We start from the raw sequence: 16,272 nt of genomic DNA, 5'->3' as shown, positions 1-16,272 counted from the left end.
GGTGGTATCCAAATATCCGTACCACGACGACAACAGCGCGGGCGCCGCATCTGATTCAGAACAGGTGCAGTGCCTGCGCTGTTGTCGCGTAGTCGGCGGCCGGCCCGGCCGCCGGTTCCGCAGCCTTCCCTGCTGCTGCGGAGGTTTCGAGCACCGGGCGCGGACCGGCCGGATCACCGGTGGCCGCACTCATGGTGGTTTTCTCGCTGATGGCCGGGCGGGAGCCGGTTGTGGGGCGGCTGTCGCGCGGGGCTGTCGCCGCTGCCTTGCGGGCGGCGGCGCCGGCCAGCGCATCGGCTTGTTCGTTGAAGTAGTTGCCCACATGTCCGCGCACCCAGCGGAACCGGACCGGGCCCGGCCGGCCGGCGATGGCGTGGTCGATATCGCGGATGAGTTCGATATTCTTCACCGCGCCACCGGTCGAGGTGCGCCAGCCGTTGTTACGCCAGTTGGGGAGCCATTCGGATGCGCATTTGATCGCGTAGAGCGAATCGCTCTCGATCAGCAGTGGGTCGGAGCCGGGGTGGGCCCGGATGGCCTCGAGGACCGCGCGTAACTCCGCGATCTGGTTGGTACCCGTTGCCGCGCCGCCACTTTCGGCGCCACCCGCATGATCGACCCATGCCCAGCCGATGGCCCCGCCGGGGTTTCGCAGGCATGAACCGTCGGTACTCACGATGATCATGGCAGTACCCTACGCAAGTCGGCCGACAAGATCTGTACCGTGCAATTCTTCGATGGCCGCGCGCAATCGCGATTCGCTACGGCGCAGCGCGGTGCGCAGCAGCGCCTTGCGTGGTCGGTCCCGCAGGGGCGCCGCGAACCCCCGCGAACCCGTGTAGTCGAGCTCCGAGGTGAGTACGGATCTCCCGCGGCCGAGTGGATCGAAACGTAGTGTCAGGCAGGCGGTGAGCGGACCGCCGATCAGGGTATAGCCGATCACGGCGTCCTGACGGTGCTCGGTGACCTCACAGTTCAGTACCGGACGCCACAGGCCGAACCGGAACCGGATGCCGTACCGGGCGCCGAGCCCGCCGTCGGTTTCGCCCTGGAGCGAAACGTGTTCGGCACCTGTCAGCCACTCCGTCATGGACCGGGGATTGTCTGCATAAGCGAAAGCCACGGTGATCGGCGCCGTCACATCGCTTGCGTACTTGATGAAGCCCACGGGCCCTCCCTCCACGGCTGCCCGACAAAAATACTATAGCCTTCCGCTTTATTTCCGGCAGTCCGGGAATCGATAGCCGTGCGACGCATATGTGATGTATGGCCGAATCGTCGCGGAATCGTATCAGAGCAGGTAGGTATCGAACCCGGTGTGACCAGCGTACGTTCCACGGAGACGAGCATCACACCGGTACGCCGGGCGCCGGATCCGCCGACCGGATGTGCCGCAGGTTTTCCCGGGCCCTGTCAGGGGTACATAACAGCAGCCGGCGAGCGCCGTACTCGACTGCCGCGCGCAGGCACCCCGGCCAACGATGTCCGGCTGCGCGGGAACCTGGTCCGGCGCTCGCCGGCCCCCGTCAAACCTGGATTCCGGGCTTTCGGCCTTCCCCGGGCGGCCCCGCGAAGGCCTGTGCGATGGACAGCCACCGTTCCGCGTCGCTGCCGGTTGCCTGGAGTGTCAGATCGGCCGGATGGCGCCGCTGCGTCACCAGCAGGCAGAAATCGAGTGCCGGCCCGGTGACCCGCTGCTGTGCGTCCGGCGGACCCCAGGACCACAGCGCACCGGACGGTGCGACGAGCTCGACCCGGAATTCCGCCGCCGGTACCGGCAGCTCCCGGACCACATAGGCGAAATCCCGGGTACGTACACCGATATGCGCGACGGCGCGTAGCCGATCGGTCGGTTCACGCCGGACACCGAGCGCGTCGGCGATATCTTGACCGTGGGCCCACGTTTCCATGAGCCGCGCGGTGGCCATCGACCCCGGCCGCATGGGCGGCCCGAACCAGGCGACCTTGGCATCGTCCGGTACGGCGCGCAGCGCCGCATCCAAGGCCACCCGGCCGTTCCGCCAGCGTTGTAGTAGTTCGGGGACCGGCGTATCGGCGGCTTCGGCCGCGGCGTCGTCGACGAAGGTGGCGACGCGGTCGGCGGCCTCGGTCAGCAGTTCGGTGAAGGCCGTGCCCCCGGTTCGGGCGTCGGCGGCGGACAGGCCGGCAACTTCGTCGGTCCAGGCGAGATGGCCGATCTGATGGGCTATGGTCCAGCCGGCAGCCGGGGTGGGCCGGGCCCATTCTGCGGGTGGTAGCGGTGCGACCAGCGCTTCGAGTTCGGCGCTCTCGGCGCTCAGGTCGTCGAGCAGGGTGTTCAGGTCGGCCATACGCTCAGCATTCCAGCGGCGTGGGCCGAATACAAGCAAGCGTGCTTGTATTTTCCGTCGCCGTCTACCAGCCGAAGATCAGCAGGTGGGTCGCACCCACGAACAGGCCGAGCACCGCACCGTGCAGATACAACAGCCAGGCATCCTGCTCGACCGATGCGTAGAACATCTCCATGAACTCACCGGGGGTCAGCAGCTGGAGTTTGCGGGCGGCGAACTCATCGATCTTCTCGGCCTGCTCCCGGATGAAATCGGCATCTCCGACCAGCGCCGGCGCCAGCCCCACGGCCGCACCGGCCGCACCCACCTTCAGATTGTCGAACTGTCGGCGGCCGAACGCGGCGCGTACCACCGACGTCGTCCGCCCCAGTTGCCGGTGGATCTCGTCGGAGATGAGTTGTTCGAGCAGCAGCCGGGTCTTGTCACCGTTCGGACCGTTCAACAGCTCGTTGGACAGGTTCGGCAGGGTCAATACCTGATAAGCGAGAATATGCGCCAGATCGGTGGCCGCCTGCGGCTGCCGTTTCGCCAGCAGGGCCTGTTTCCACAAATATTTGTAGCGCGGTTGCGGATCACCCGGTGTGAACACCACCCGGATGGCGACGATATTCACTGCCACACCGATGAGCGCCGTCACCAGCAGGACGATCACCCAGGCCGGGACCCAGCCCCATACCGGGATGTCCTGATGAATATGCAGATACAACGCGAGGAGTAATCCGAACGGCGCACCGAGCAATCCGATCCGGACCATGAATTTCAGCTCCGGAGCGGCGATGGTGGTGGTGAGGTCCTTGAGGATATGCGGGTTGTCCTGCAGATAGCGGATGACGAAGCCCTTGATATCGATCAACTGATCGACATTGTCGCCGAGCGAGGTGAACGCCTTCTCGCACAGTTCGGGCATCTCCCGCTCGACCCGCTGGTAGATGAGCTGGCGCATCGGCCGCGGCAGACTCTTCCACAGGTCCGGGTTCTCCCGGTTCATCACCTCGTCCACGATGGATTCGACCTGTTTACCGGCCAGCGCCGCGACATAGTCGGCGATACCGTCCAGATCGAGTTCGTGAATGAAATCCCGCGGGCTGCCGATCCGCATCAATGCCTTGTCGACACAGATACTGGCCATTTTCTCGGCCCGGGCCGGAATGAAACCCTGGAAGCCGAGCCGGGAACCGTCCTCGGAAAAGGTGGGCAGCACCTGCACCCGGCGCGGCAGATACGGGTAGAGCACCGCGAGCCCCGGAATCCGGACCCCGCGGAACAGCAGCGGCCAGAAGAGCATCACCACACCGGTCCAGTTGGTGAACCAGCCGGCCGCCGCGCTGAAAATCGGAAAACTGATCAGGTCGACCACGAATTTGGTCTGCCCGGTGAGTTCCTCCCAATCGATCAACACTCCGGACGAGAGTGTGATCATCGCGCGCTCCCCTTGGGCCGGATTGTGGATTCGATGATCACATTGTCACCGGGCCGTCCCGGGTGTCAATCAGGGCCCCACCCCCGCCACCGCGCACGTCGCCGGAGGTGGACATCCACCACCTCACCGCTGCGGAACCAGAATAAGGTGCCCGTATGACCGATCCTCAGGCCGCCGCCACCGCGCTGTCGACCTTCCTCGACGCCGTCACCACCGGAAACCTGGAAGTGGTCGATCTGACCACCGCGCTGAGCAGTTCGACCCCGGCGCTGCGCCTGCCCGCGCCCTTCGCCAACCTGATCGATTTCAGCCTGGAGGAGGTCAGCGCCTACAACGAACCCGGGCCGTTCTGGCGGCACAACAACATCCACACCGGGGAACATGTGGGCACCCACCTCGACGCACCGGTGCACTGGGTCACCGGCCGCGACGGTGACGATGTATCGCAGATTCCCGTGCGGCGGCTGATCGGCCGGGCGGCCGTTCTCGACCTGACCGAACAGGTCGCCGCGGATCCGGATTATCTGCTCACCGTCGCTGATGTCGAGACCTGGGAACGTACTCACGGCCGGCTCACCGCGGGTACGTGGCTGTTGCTGCGCACCGGCTGGGAAACCCGCGGCGATTCCGAGGCGGCGTTCCTCAATACCGACGACACCGGCTCCCATACGCCCGGCGTGGCGGTCGACTGTGCCCGGTGGCTGGCCACCGAACGCGAGATCACCGGTCTGGGGGTGGAGACCGTCGGGGTGGACGCGGGCCTCGCCGGCGGGTTCGACCCGGCCTTCCCGGTGCACCACTACTTCCTCGGTAACGACAAGTACGGAATCACCTCGCTGCGCAACCTCGGCCGGCTGCCTGCGGTGGGCGCGATGCTGGTGGTGACCCCGTTGCCGATCGTCGGTGGTACCGGCAGCCCGGCGCGAGTGCTCGCCGTGATCGATCCGGACGGTGCCCGCGGATGACGACTGCGCAGCATGCAGCGGGTGAGCCGATATACGGTCCCACTGTCGCCGACGTGGTGGGCCGGGTACTGGCCGATCTGGGCGCTGGGCATGTTTTCGGTGTCGTCGGCAGCGGAAACTTCGTGCTCACCGAGGCGCTGCGCCGGGGCGGGGTGCCGTACACCGCGACCCGGCACGAGGGCGGTGCCGCGACCATGGCCGACGCGTATACGCGGATGTCCGGGCGAGTCGGTGTGGTTTCGCTGCACCAGGGCTGCGGATTGACCAATGCGATGACCGGTATCGGCGAGGCCGCCAAGAGCCGCACCCCGATGATCGTCCTGACCGCCGACAGCCCGGCCGCCGCACTGCGCGCCAATTTCCGGATCGATCAGGACGCGCTGGTCCGCAGTGTGGGCGCGGTGAGCGACCGGGTGTACTCGGCCGCGACCGCGGTCACCGATGTGACGCGGGCATTCCGCACCGCTGTCGCGCAGCGGCGCACCGTGGTGCTGAATATGGCCATCGATATCGCCGCCGCCGCGTGTTCGGTGACCGGTCCGGTCGAGGCAGTGGTGGCACCGGCCCGGGTCCGGCCGGATGGCGGCTCGGTGGCGCGGCTCGCCGAAACCCTGCGTGCCGCGCGCAAACCCGTATTCGTCGCCGGGCGCGGCGCCCGGGCCGCCGGGCCCGATGTCGCCGAACTGGCCCGGGCCTGCGGTGCGCTGGTCGCCACATCGGCGGTCGCGAACGGTTTGTTCACCGATGACGAGTTCGCCCTGGGTATCTCCGGCGGTTTCTCGTCGCCCGCCACGGCCGAGCTGATCGCCGGGGCCGATCTGATCGTCGGCTGGGGGTGTGCCCTGAACAACTGGACGATGCGGCACGGCCGCCTCATCGGTCCGGGTACCCGGGTTGTTCAGGTCGACGATGATATCGATGCCATCGGTGCGCACCGGCCGGTCGATTTCGGGGTTCTCGGCGATTGCGCCGCGACCGCCCGCGATGTTCTCGCCGAACTGCGCTCGACCGATCCGGCGGGCCGGATCGGTTACCGCACCGGAGATATCGCCGAGCGCATCGCGAAATCAACGCGCTGGCAGGATGTCCCGGTGGCAGACAGTTCCACCGCGGAACGGATCGACCCCCGTGTGCTGACGATCGCCCTCGACGAGATACTGCCCGCGGAGCGGATCGTCTCGATCGATTCGGGCAACTTCATGGGCTACCCGGCGACCCACCTGTCGGTGCCCGACGAGTTCGGTTTCTGTTTCACCCAGGCCTTCCAATCGATCGGCCTCGGCCTGCCCACCGCCATCGGCGCGGCCTTCGCCCAGCCCGGCCGCATCCCGGTACTGGGTGCCGGTGACGGCGGTTTCCTGATGGCGATCGCCGAACTGGAGACCGCGGTCCGCGCCGGATTACCGCTGGTCGCGATCGTGTACAACGATTCCGCCTACGGTGCCGAGGTCCATCATTTCGGCGACGCCGATCACACCATCGTCACCTTTCCGGAAACTGATATCGCCGCCATCGCTACAGGCTTCGGTGCCACCGGGGTGACGGTGCGCACGGTGGACGATCTGGCGCCGGTCCGCGAGTGGGTCGAGCGTTATCGGAAGGACGGGCAGTCACGACCGTTGGTAATCGACGCCAAGATCACCAGCGACGGCGGCGCCTGGTGGCTGGCGGAGGCGTTCGCCGGCCACTGATCACTGTCCTGCGGGATTGCAGAAGGCGAACATCAACGGCCCCTGCACCGCAGCAACCACACTCGCGGCGCGCACGGCGCTGGGCCGGAACATGCCGGAAGGCCTGCGGACCTGGTGAAGCCTGCGGACTTCACGAACGGGGTGGAATCCTTTCGGGCTCAGATGATTCAGCGTTGTCCGACGAAAACTTCGAGACCCGCGCGGACCCGTACAACCGGGGCGCGAGCCGGATGAGCAGCCAGTTCGGTGCGAGGAGCGGGAGCAGGAACAGGCCCGGCACGCCGAAGAGGACTGCCGGAATGATCGAGATCAGCCCGTTCAGCACCGAGGCATGACCATGGTAGACAATCGCGTTCTCGCCGAACTCGAGCAGCCGCGGCCGTGCGGTGATCACCTCTCCCGCATCTGCGTCGTATAGGTTGACTGTCCGGTCCTCGCCGATCACGCGGCCTGCCGCAGGTTCTGAAGAATCCGGGCCCGGCCCGAGGTCACTCGTACCGACGGTGACCTCGATACGGATCTCCTCGCCGTATCCGAAGTAGTAGGCGACGACATTGATCGGCTCGATCAGGAATACGGCCGCCAGCATGCTCAGAGCGAGACCTACGATGCCGCCGACGATGCGCCAGAAAAGCAATGGCAGGTCCCCTCCAGCGCCTGTGCGCAAATATCATCCGCTCGCATCGAACCACACACGATGAGTGGTGTGCGATCGACCAACGTATGTGCCGATCGTATGAGTGGATCGGTTGTTCGAGCGCCGTGCGGGCCCTTGCGCGTCTCGCCCGGGACTCCGGCCAACGCCATCCGCTCAGCGGCAGTGAAGCTCGAATGTACGGTTCACACCGCATCCGAGGTCGACTCGAGGAGCGGGACTGTGGCAGCATCCGCAGGAGATACCGGCAAGCGGCGGGGGCGATGCGCTGAACCTTCGATCGGCACTCGAAGCCGATCCTGGTATGTAAGCACAAGTCTGCGTGGAGCACCGGATGCTCATTGCGATAGAACGAAGGTTGAGAGTGGTCTACGAATTCAAGGTGGAGCCGGACGATCTCGACGAGTCCGCTCGACACCTGTGGAGGCTGGGTCAGGAGAATTCCCGAGCCGTATCGTACGCGGAGACATGGCTGAAGGTGCAAGAAAACGGAGGACTGATACTGACACCGGTCCTCGATCAGCTCCAGGAAGTATGCAACGAGCTGAAAACCAACTATGAGCGCCTGGGGCTCGTCACCGATTCGTCGGCGACGGAGTTGACCGATGCGGCGGTGATGTACCGGAACACCGACAATGCGACAGCAGCGAATCTGGATCGCGCGTATTCCGCGGGCGGCGGCAAATGAGCACCGAACAGGCCACCGTTGGGTTCCCGATGGAAATACTCACCGAGGAGTGATATGACGAACCCCAGAGAGGAGCCGATGCTCGATCTCGCGCGCGGTGATATCGGAATGTCACGCCACCTCAAAAGTGCCTTGAATGTCCTTGCCGACAGCGGCCTCGCCCAGGGGATGGAAAAACAGCTCCGCGAGATCGCACAAGGCAATGGCAGCGTGCGCGACCTCCGGCACAATGAAGCGTTTCTCCGGCTCAGCGATTCGTTACTCGCACAGGCGGAACGAGACCAGGCCGACCAGGACCGAGAGGAACAGCAGCGGCTGGTCGAGGAGGGCAATGCCGTACTCGACGGCTATCGTCAGCACGATCCCAACCCTTTGGTGCCGGCACCTCATTCGGCCACTCCCAACCCACCCACTTCCGCGGCACCCACTCCCGCGCCGTTGAACCCGAGCCCCGGACCGAGCCACCCTGGCCCGGCACCTGGTGCGACGACAGAGAACCATCCCGCGACACCTGCCCCACCGGCACGCAACCGCCGGCAATCCTGGCGCGATGTCGTCGTCACCCCCGACGAACCCGACGAAGACGATGCCTACTTCCAGGAACGACGGCAACGCGGCTGGCTGCAATGAGCTGGAAGGAGCGGATCGACAAGTTTCTCGACTCCGGACGATACCGCCCCAACGAGTATCCGCGGACGTGGTTGTTCGCCGATGATCCGGTGCGATACCAGGGCGGAGGCCTGTACGACACATCCGCACCGGCCGATGTGACGCTCACACTGCGGCGCTCGCCTGCTGCCGAACAGTACAAGGACGTGCACTGGAACAAGAAGCACGATTCACCGCTGAACGTGCCACCGCTGGAATTGGAGCTCGCGCAGCCACTTCCGGACCTGTGTCCAACGCACGGCCGCGCGGCGGTATCGCGGCTACTCGTACGGTCCAATTTCTATGAAACCAGGGTTCACCCCCGCAACCCGCACGGCGGTAACCAGCTGGGACGCGGGGTCGCACCGGTTTCGACCATTGTCGTGGGTGAGTGGCCTCTATGTGACCGCTGTAGGCGCAGACTGCAGATTTATCACGCAGCAGCGGGCATCCTCGTCTTGACGATGGCCCTCAACCTGATCGCGCTGATAGTCGTCGGCCTGGTGATCAACTACGAACCAGTGATCCTGCCGCTGGTGATCGGCGTATTTCCGGGCTCGTTGCCGATCGGGATGGTCCTTGCTCTCGTGCTCTTCGGCCGAGGCAATCCCCGGGTGACGTTGCGACCCATCGATGACGAACGAACGCTGTCGATCGACGCACACCCGGACTTCACCACTGCTGTCCACCAGATGCGATCGTCGCCCGAACAGCTCCCGCCGCCCAACCATCGGCAGTAGAACGAACCGATGGTCACGGACCATTCGCCCGTGGACCGGGCGATCGGCTCGGGCACCGTACCGGAGGGCGAAGGACGCGAGTCCGGCCGATCCGGCACTATGGCCGCATGTCGTGAGCGCCACCGCCTCGAGCTGCTGTCCTCGTACGATTCGGGCGTGCTCCGGCAGGCAGCCATAGAGCGAATCGTCATCTGTAGCTGATCGTGGCACGGGCATTCGAGGCCGGCCATCGGGCCGACAATATCTTCGCGAACACCGCGCCTACGTATTGTGCATTCGTCTTCTTCTTCGCCCTGGGCGAACACGGGCGTCGGGTGGAACAACCACGACTCCCGTGAAGTTGAGTCGGGATAGCTCAACTATTGGAGGTTGTGTTCGTGACTACACCACTGAATCTTCCGGTGCTGTTCCTGACCGATCCCATCGTGCTGCCGGGCATGGTCGTCCCGATCGAACTGGACGAATCCGCGCAGGCCGCGATCGATGCCGCGCAGGCCGCGAAGACCGGAACCGTACTGCTGGCTCCCCGCCTGACCGAGGGGTACACCGCCTACGGTGTGCTCGCCACCATCGAGCAGATCGGCCGGATGCGCGGCGGTACCCCCGCCGCCGTGCTCAAGGCGGAACGGCGCGCAAAAATCGGCCACGGGGTCACCGGGCCCGGGGCCGCACTGTGGGTGGAGGCTGAACCGGTCGAAACCCCCGACGTCGACGGCCGCACCCGGGAACTGGCCGAGGAATACAAGAAGCTGGTGGTATCGGTACTGCAACGCCGTGAAGCGTGGCAGGTGATCGATGCCGTCAACCAGCTCACCGACCCCTCGGCCATCGCGGATACCGCCGGCTACGCCGCCTATCTCACCGCCGAGCAGAAACGCGAACTGCTCGAAACTCCGGATGTCGCAGCGCGCCTGAACCGGCTCATCGAATGGACCCGGGCACATATCGCCGAGGCCGAGGTCACCGAGAAGATCGGTGACGAGGTCCGCGAGAACATGGAGAAGAGTCAGCGCGAATTTCTGCTGCGCCAGCAGCTCAACGCCATCCGCAAGGAACTGGGCGAGGACGAGCCGGACGGCGCCGACGACTACCGCACCCGGGTCGAGCAGGCCGATCTACCCGAATCCGTCCGGGAGGCGGCGCTGCGCGAGGTCGCCCGGTTGGAGCGGTCCAGCGATCAGAGCCCGGAAACCGGCTGGATCCGCACCTGGCTCGATACCGTGCTGGAACTGCCGTGGCAGGTGAAAACCACCGACTCCACCGATGTCGCCGCCGCTCGCGCGGTGCTCGACGCCGACCATCACGGCCTGGACGAGGTGAAGGACCGGATGGTCGAGTACCTGGCGGTCCGCGCGCGGCGGGCCCGGCGCGGGCTCGAAGTCGTCGGCGGTCGCGGATCGGGTGCGGTGCTGGTGCTGGCCGGACCGCCCGGAGTGGGTAAAACTTCGCTCGGCGAATCGGTCGCTCGGGCGCTGGGCCGCAAGTTCGTGCGGGTCGCGCTCGGCGGTGTCCGCGACGAGGCCGAAATCCGCGGCCACCGGCGCACCTATGTGGGTGCGATGCCCGGCCGGATCGTGCGGGCCATCAAGGAAGCCGGTTCGATGAACCCCGTCGTCCTGCTCGACGAGGTGGACAAACTGGGTGCCGATTTCCGCGGCGACCCCGCATCGGCGCTGCTCGAGGTGCTCGACCCCGCCCAGAACCACACCTTCCGGGACCACTACCTGGATATGGACCTCGACCTCTCCGATGTGCTGTTCCTGGCGACCGCCAACGTTATGGAAACCATCCCCGGCCCACTGCTGGACCGGATGGAAGTGATCACCGTGGACGGCTACACCGAGGACGACAAGGTGGCCATCGCCCGCGATTTCCTGCTGCCCCGCCAGCTGGAACGCAATGCGTTGACCGCCGAGGAAGTCCAGGTCACCGATGCCGCCCTGCGTGAGGTCGCGGCCGATTACACCCGGGAAGCCGGGGTCCGCCAGATGGAACGGCTCATCGCCAAGATCCTGCGCAAGGCCGCAACCCGGTTGTCCGGAACCGGGGTCTCCGGTACGACCCCGAGCGGTCTCGGGGACGACGCCACGAGTGGCTTCGAGGCCGGCACCGAGCGTGATGCGGATACCGCGCGCGGTCCGGGGTACGACCCCGAACTGGGTTACGGCCCGGTCGGGAAGGCCGCGGACGGGATCACCGCGCCGGGCGAAAGCCTGCGTATCGATGTCGCCGACCTGAAGGACTACTTGGGCCGCCCCCGGTTCACCCCGGACTCGGCGGAACGTACGGCCGTCCCGGGTGTGGCGACCGGACTTGCAGTCACCGGTCTCGGCGGTGATGTCCTCTACATCGAGGCGAACACCGCGGAGGGTGAACGCAACCTCACCCTGACCGGTCAGCTGGGCGATGTGATGAAGGAATCGGCGCAGATCGCGCTGACCTACGTGCGCTCGCATCTCGGTGAGATCGGTATCGAACCCGATGTTTTCGAGCGCAGCCTGCACGTGCACGTTCCCGCGGGCGCCGTGCCCAAGGACGGTCCGTCGGCCGGGGTCACCATGGTGACCGCGCTGGTATCGCTGGCGCTCGGGCGTCCGGTGCGTTCGGATGTGGGAATGACCGGTGAGGTCACGCTGAACGGCCGGGTGCTGCCGATCGGCGGGGTGAAGCAGAAACTGCTCGCCGCCCAGCGTGCGGGTCTGAAGACGGTGTTCATCCCGGTTCGCAACGAACCGGACCTCGATGACGTCCCTGCCGATGTGCTGGCCGAGCTGGACGTTCGCCCGGTGGCAGATGTGGCCGAGATCCTGGCTCACGCCATCGAGCCGATCCAGGAGCCGGCCTACGTAGAGCGGCCCCTGGCGGCCAGCGCCTGACCCGATTCCCCAATTCCGCGGGTCGCGGTAGCCGTCACCGGCTGTCGCGACCCGTTCTCGTTTCCCCGAATTCCCCGAATGGTTCCCATCCGCCCAGCCGGTCCACCACGAACTCCGTCCAGCAATGTTCGCGGTACGACCGGCAGTGTGGTTGTCCTGGCCGAAAGTGATGGATACTCATCGAGAACGCTCCGGGAAACCCCGTCTTCAGGCGTGGGGAGGAATCGGAGCGCCACCTACGCATTCCGCTGGTCTTCGACATACTTCTCGACCACCTCCGAGGTTGCGTCGCCGAGGAGTGGCGGCGACGTAGTCGTTGGTCCGCCAGCGTAGGGAGTTCGGAGTCGAGCGAGGGGAGTTCCTGACGCAGCAGGCGTGACGATCGGCCCTTGATTTGCTTGACGAGCCGGTGGATGCCGAAGTGCGGGTCAACGGACGCGAGTAGATGCACGTGGTCGGGCATTGTTTCGAGCCCGATGATGTGGGCTCGATGTTCGTTGCAGACCTCGCCGATGATCTGCTCGAGGCGTTCGTCTGTGTGTCCGCCGACGACGGGCCACCGGTGCGTCGGGCACCACACGCCGTGTCGTTGCAGCGGTAGACGATGGCGTTGTTCGACGCCGGTGACATCCACACCCGGTTGGATACGTCCATGCTGTATCTTGGCCGGTCATGGGGGAAGTCGTCCGTTACACCTATCGCCTGCGCCCCGGCGTGCTCGCGGAACGGGCACTTCTGGCCGAGTGGCATCGCTGCCGGTTCCTGTGGAACGAAGCGGTGAACCAACAACGCGCCGAGAGTAAACCGACCTTCTCCCGGTTGTCGAAAATGCTCACCGAAGCACGCGGCCGTAATGCCTGGTTGCGGTCGGGTTCCCAGGTTGCTCAGCAGCAAATGTTGCGCACCTATGCGCAGGCGCTCGATCACTCGTTCCGGGTGAAAGGCCGTGGTAGGCCGGAAGTCAAGACCCGGAAGAAGGCGTTGCCGTCGCTGGAATACACCACCCGGGGCTTCACCATCAAAGAGCAGCGATTGTGTCTGCCGGGTAAGGTCTCGATCCCGGTGGTGTGGTCTCGTGAGTTGCCGTCGGCACCGAGTTCGGTGCGGGTGTATCGGGACAGTCTCGGGCATTGGTATTGCTCGTTCGTGGTGCGTCGCGACAGTGAACCGCTGCCGGGAGCGGCCGGGGCGATCGGTATCGACTGGGGTGTGAGCACGACCGCGACCACTACCGATCCCGCCTATGATCTGCCCTATCTCGGGCACCGGCGTCGATGTGCGGCTGAGCTTGCCGCAGCGCAGCGGAAGATGGCGCGGCGGCGGCGCCCGCGTGGGCAGACCCCGTCGAAGGGCTACCAGCGGGCGAAAATCCAGGCCGCACGGCTGCACAAGAAAGCCGCTCGGCAGAATACGCATGAGGCCCGGCAGTGGGCGCGGCGGGTGGTCGACAATCACCACACGATCGCGGTGGAGGATTTCAAGCCGAGGTTTCTGTCCCGGTCGACCATGGCCCGCAAGGCTGTGGATGCGGCGATCGGGGCGGCGAAACGAGAGTTGATCGAGCGTGGCGCGCGGGCGGGCCGGAAGGTGGTGTTGGTTCCGCCCGCCTATACGACCATGACCTGCTCGCAGTGCGGTACGAGAACCAAGGAACGCCTCGGGCTGGCCGAACGCACCTTCCGGTGTGGACACTGCGGGCACACTGCAGACCGTGACCGGAATGCTGCCGCAACGATTCTGGCCACGGTAGAGCTCGACCGTGCTGGTGTTGACGACGTAAGACACTGCCTGCCTCCTTCCGAGGTTGTCGGTGCGGTCCGAGTCAGAAATCCCCCGGCTTCAGCCGTGGGGAAGGGTTAAGAAAAGCATGCAGCGCGTTGTGCGGTGTGCTTCTGACCGCGACGGCCTACATGATCGACGAGGTCCCGCCCGTCGCCCGGGTGACCGGTTTTCCCACGCCGCTGCCGAGTGTCAGAGACTGGACTCATGACGCCTCGCGGCTATGAATGTGAATTGCGTTATAACGCGGATCCGGTGTCCATCCTTGGTGTCGCGCGTGGCGAACACCTTCCCATGCAGTCGAGGTCACGATCATGACGAAGTGGCCGGAATCCGGTTCGGGCGCGGTCGGGTTCCGGGGCGTCGATGCGGCGGACTCCGATACCGAGGCCGGGCGGGCGTGCCCCGTCCGCCGCGCCGGCCACGACGACGGCGCTACCCAGCGCCGGCTCGCCGATCTGCTGCAGGCGGCCGGGAACGGTGACCGAGAGTCGTTCACCCGGTTCTACCGGGAGACCAGCCCCCGGGTGTTCGGGCTGACGCGGCGGATCCTGCGCAGCCCGGCCGCGGCCGAAGAAGCCACCCAAGAGGTATATCTGCAGGTCTGGTCGGCCGCCGCCCGCTACGACCCGGCGCGGGCCAGCGCGATCGGCTGGTTGATGATGATCGCCCACCGGCGAGCCGTCGACCGGGTACGTGCCGAGGAATCGGCCGCCGTCCGGGATATCGTCTACGGCCACACCCATTTGGGTCGCGACCACGACATCGTCTCCGAAACGGTGCATCAGCAGTTCGACGAGCAGGCCGTCCGCGATTGCCTCGAAGTGCTCACCGCCACGCAGCGGGAGGCGGTCGCGCTGGCCTACTACAGCGGGCGTACCTACCGCGAGGTCGCCGATCAGCTCGAATCCCCTCTGCCCACCATCAAGAGCCGCATCCGCGACGGTCTGAAACGGCTCCAGAACTGCCTCTCAGGGGTTGTCTCCGATGCCTGATAATTCACCGCCCGATTCGCCGGACAACCACGGTGACCTAGTTGACCTGGCCTTTCCCTACGCGCTGGACGCGGTTTCGGCCGCCGAAAGCGCCGATATCGAACAACGATTGCGCGCCGCCGATCACGAGACTGCCCGGGTCTTCGACGGTGTCGTACGCGAGGTGCGGGAAGCGATGAGCGCCTTGTCGGTCCTCGACGCGCAGGAGCCGCCCGCCCGGGTGGAGGCGCGCATACTCGCCGCTCTCGCCGCCGGCCCCGGCGCACGTTCGGATGTGCACACCGGTGCGCGTCGCACCGATTCCGGCGAACACCATCCCTCCGCAACGGAACCTCCTGGTATTCAGGGCGATACGGCGGCAGCCGCGGATACCGATGAACTGGCCCGGGCGCGCCGGCGCCGGCTACGACTGTCCGGCCTCGCGGCCGCGGCCGCCGCAGTGGTGGTCGCTATCGGTATCGGGGTCGGGGTTCTCGGCCGGCAGACCGGTGACGAACCGGGCGGAACTGTCACCGCACAGCAGATACTCGAACAGCCCGACGCCCGCACATCCACCACCCCGATCGGTTCCGGCGGGAACCTCACGGTGCACGTTTCCGCCGAACTCGGCGCGGCCACCGTCGCCTTCGACGCCGTACCGCCGCCACCCGACGGCAGCGACTACCAGCTGTGGATGATCGATCCGACCGGAGTTCCGCATTCGGCCGGGGTGCTGGCCGAACTTCCGGCGGCGAGCGCACCCTACGTCACCGAGTTCACCGGTACCGGACAGCTCGCGGTAACGCTCGAACCCGACGGCGGGTCGCCCGCGCCGACCAGTTCCCCGCTCGGCGCGGTCACGCTGGGGTGAGCCACCTCGGTGGGCTCCGGCGAGCGGCGGAGCATGCCGACGAGCAGTTGATGACGGCCCCGGCTCTCACGGCACAGGCATCGCCAGCCGCGAATTCCTGACAGTTCGGTGACGCTGTGCCTGCGCATCTTCCGGAACCGTGCCCGCAATGAAACCATCCGCAGCGAGGCAGTACGACGAACACCGAGGCAGGCGGGCCCCCGGCCCGATGGCGGAACGAGGGTGCTCATGCAGGATGTACCGGATTCGCCCGGAAACGCGCAACGATCCCGGGAACCGGCGGATGAACCCACACCAGGGGTTGTCGCGGCGGGTCTGTGTGGTCTCGTGGCCGCCGGGATGGTGCTCGGTATCGCGGAACTGTTCGCAGGACTGATCGATCCGGACGCCTCGCCGTTCGTCTCGACCGGCGCCACCGTGGTCGACTATACGCCGAAAGCATTGCGCGAGTACGCCATCGAGCAGTTCGGCACCGCCGACAAAGCCGTGCTGTTCGTATCGATGGGTGTGGTGATGGCGGTGCTCGCCGTCGTGGTGGGTCTGCTGGAACGGCGGCGGCCTTACGGTAGTGCGCTGCTGATCGCCCTAGGCCTGATCGTTTGCGTGGGCGTGCTGGGCCGGCCCAACACGACTGC

General features: G+C 66.0%; 14 protein-coding genes and 2 pseudogenes. 10 read left to right on the top strand and 6 right to left on the bottom strand.

Translation table 11 applies throughout. The annotated features are described in order from the left end of the window. Nucleotides 1-55: 55 nt before the first annotated feature. The 4 genes from ON22_RS26455 to ON22_RS26440 all read right to left on the bottom strand — a co-directional run bounded on the left by ON22_RS26455 (nt 56) and on the right by ON22_RS26440 (nt 3,750). Nucleotides 56-685 (bottom strand): ribonuclease H family protein, encoded by a 630-nt coding sequence (locus tag ON22_RS26455; RefSeq protein WP_033246609.1) that lies wholly within the window; start codon nt 683-685, stop codon nt 56-58. A gap of 9 nt (nt 686-694) precedes the next feature. Beyond that, nucleotides 695-1,168, bottom strand: coding sequence for an SRPBCC family protein (locus ON22_RS26450; protein ID WP_033246608.1), 474 nt, complete (start codon nt 1,166-1,168; stop codon nt 695-697). A gap of 358 nt (nt 1,169-1,526) precedes the next feature. Continuing rightward, entirely contained in the window at nt 1,527-2,330 is an 804-nt protein-coding gene (locus ON22_RS26445) for a TIGR03084 family metal-binding protein (protein WP_033246607.1), read from the bottom strand. A 64-nt stretch (nt 2,331-2,394) separates the two neighbouring features. Then, a complete protein-coding gene (locus ON22_RS26440; protein ID WP_033246606.1) occupies nt 2,395-3,750 on the bottom strand; it encodes a DUF445 domain-containing protein in 1,356 nt (451 codons plus the stop codon). A 155-nt stretch (nt 3,751-3,905) separates the two neighbouring features. On the opposite strand from ON22_RS26440, the gene ON22_RS26435 reads away from it, so the two are divergent. Together ON22_RS26435 and ON22_RS26430 are read left to right on the top strand one after the other, a co-directional pair. After that, a complete protein-coding gene (locus tag ON22_RS26435; protein ID WP_033246605.1) occupies nt 3,906-4,715 on the top strand; it encodes a cyclase family protein in 810 nt (269 codons plus the stop codon). Next, complete coding sequence (locus tag ON22_RS26430; protein ID WP_051158110.1) at nt 4,712-6,406, top strand: thiamine pyrophosphate-binding protein; 1,695 nt, start codon at nt 4,712-4,714, stop codon at nt 6,404-6,406. The genes ON22_RS26435 and ON22_RS26430 overlap by 4 nt, the downstream gene beginning before the upstream one ends. A 130-nt stretch (nt 6,407-6,536) precedes the next feature. Here the strand turns inward: ON22_RS26430 and ON22_RS26425 are convergent, their stop codons facing one another. Beyond that, nucleotides 6,537-7,073, bottom strand: coding sequence for a hypothetical protein (locus ON22_RS26425; RefSeq protein WP_156052402.1), 537 nt, complete (start codon nt 7,071-7,073; stop codon nt 6,537-6,539). A 352-nt stretch (nt 7,074-7,425) separates the two neighbouring features. Between ON22_RS26425 and ON22_RS26420 the strand changes: the two genes are divergently transcribed. From ON22_RS26420 to lon, 4 genes are all read left to right on the top strand, one after another. Then, a complete protein-coding gene (locus tag ON22_RS26420) occupies nt 7,426-7,749 on the top strand; it encodes a type VII secretion target (protein ID WP_033246603.1) in 324 nt (107 codons plus the stop codon). Between the two features lie 54 nt (nt 7,750-7,803). Next, on the top strand, nt 7,804-8,379 hold the full coding sequence (locus ON22_RS34955) for a hypothetical protein (RefSeq protein ID WP_156052400.1): 576 nt from the start codon (nt 7,804-7,806) through the stop codon (nt 8,377-8,379). After that, complete coding sequence (locus tag ON22_RS26410; RefSeq protein WP_033246602.1) at nt 8,376-9,137, top strand: hypothetical protein; 762 nt, start codon at nt 8,376-8,378, stop codon at nt 9,135-9,137. Before ON22_RS34955 ends, ON22_RS26410 begins: the two co-directional genes overlap by 4 nt. 437 nt (nt 9,138-9,574) lie before the next feature. Then, nucleotides 9,575-12,013 (top strand): endopeptidase La, encoded by a 2,439-nt coding sequence (gene lon / locus ON22_RS26400; protein ID WP_051158114.1) that lies wholly within the window; start codon nt 9,575-9,577, stop codon nt 12,011-12,013. A gap of 236 nt (nt 12,014-12,249) precedes the next feature. Here lon and tnpA read toward each other — a convergent pair. Then, a pseudogene (gene tnpA / locus ON22_RS36000) lies at nt 12,250-12,643 on the bottom strand (IS200/IS605 family transposase). 42 nt (nt 12,644-12,685) lie between these two features. Here tnpA and ON22_RS26395 point away from each other — a divergent pair. The 4 genes and pseudogenes from ON22_RS26395 to ON22_RS26380 form a co-directional block, all read left to right on the top strand. After that, a complete protein-coding gene (locus ON22_RS26395; RefSeq protein WP_051158108.1) occupies nt 12,686-13,873 on the top strand; it encodes an RNA-guided endonuclease InsQ/TnpB family protein in 1,188 nt (395 codons plus the stop codon). Between the two features lie 233 nt (nt 13,874-14,106). Next, entirely contained in the window at nt 14,107-14,787 is a 681-nt protein-coding gene (gene sigK / locus ON22_RS26390; RefSeq protein WP_033246600.1) for an ECF RNA polymerase sigma factor SigK, read from the top strand. Next, on the top strand, nt 14,780-15,637 hold the full coding sequence (locus ON22_RS26385) for an anti-sigma factor (RefSeq protein WP_033246599.1): 858 nt from the start codon (nt 14,780-14,782) through the stop codon (nt 15,635-15,637). Before sigK ends, ON22_RS26385 begins: the two co-directional genes overlap by 8 nt. A 228-nt stretch (nt 15,638-15,865) precedes the next feature. Beyond that, a pseudogene (locus tag ON22_RS26380) lies at nt 15,866-16,272 on the top strand (molybdopterin-dependent oxidoreductase); the annotation flags it as partial.

Source organism: Nocardia carnea NBRC 14403 (genome assembly GCF_000308515.1).
GTDB lineage: Bacteria > Actinomycetota > Actinomycetes > Mycobacteriales > Mycobacteriaceae > Nocardia > Nocardia carnea.
The sequence above is the reverse complement of the archived record's forward strand: the minus strand, read 5'-3'. Positions and strand labels throughout refer to the sequence as shown.

Bases quoted from the DNA above. Each gene is read 5' to 3' on its own strand.
- ON22_RS26455 (WP_033246609.1), bottom strand. From the start codon at position 685: ATGATCATCGTGAGTACCGACGGTTCATGCCTGCGAAACCCCGGCGGG.
- ON22_RS26445 (WP_033246607.1), bottom strand. From the start codon at position 2,330: ATGGCCGACCTGAACACCCTGCTCGACGACCTGAGCGCCGAGAGCGCC.
- ON22_RS26440 (WP_033246606.1), bottom strand. From the start codon at position 3,750: ATGATCACACTCTCGTCCGGAGTGTTGATCGATTGGGAGGAACTCACC.
- ON22_RS26435 (WP_033246605.1), top strand. From the start codon at position 3,906: ATGACCGATCCTCAGGCCGCCGCCACCGCGCTGTCGACCTTCCTCGAC.
- ON22_RS26430 (WP_051158110.1), top strand. From the start codon at position 4,712: ATGACGACTGCGCAGCATGCAGCGGGTGAGCCGATATACGGTCCCACT.
- ON22_RS34955 (WP_156052400.1), top strand. From the start codon at position 7,804: ATGACGAACCCCAGAGAGGAGCCGATGCTCGATCTCGCGCGCGGTGAT.
- ON22_RS26410 (WP_033246602.1), top strand. From the start codon at position 8,376: ATGAGCTGGAAGGAGCGGATCGACAAGTTTCTCGACTCCGGACGATAC.
- lon (WP_051158114.1), top strand. From the start codon at position 9,575: ATGGTCGTCCCGATCGAACTGGACGAATCCGCGCAGGCCGCGATCGAT.
- ON22_RS26395 (WP_051158108.1), top strand. From the start codon at position 12,686: ATGGGGGAAGTCGTCCGTTACACCTATCGCCTGCGCCCCGGCGTGCTC.
- sigK (WP_033246600.1), top strand. From the start codon at position 14,107: ATGACGAAGTGGCCGGAATCCGGTTCGGGCGCGGTCGGGTTCCGGGGC.
- ON22_RS26385 (WP_033246599.1), top strand. From the start codon at position 14,780: ATGCCTGATAATTCACCGCCCGATTCGCCGGACAACCACGGTGACCTA.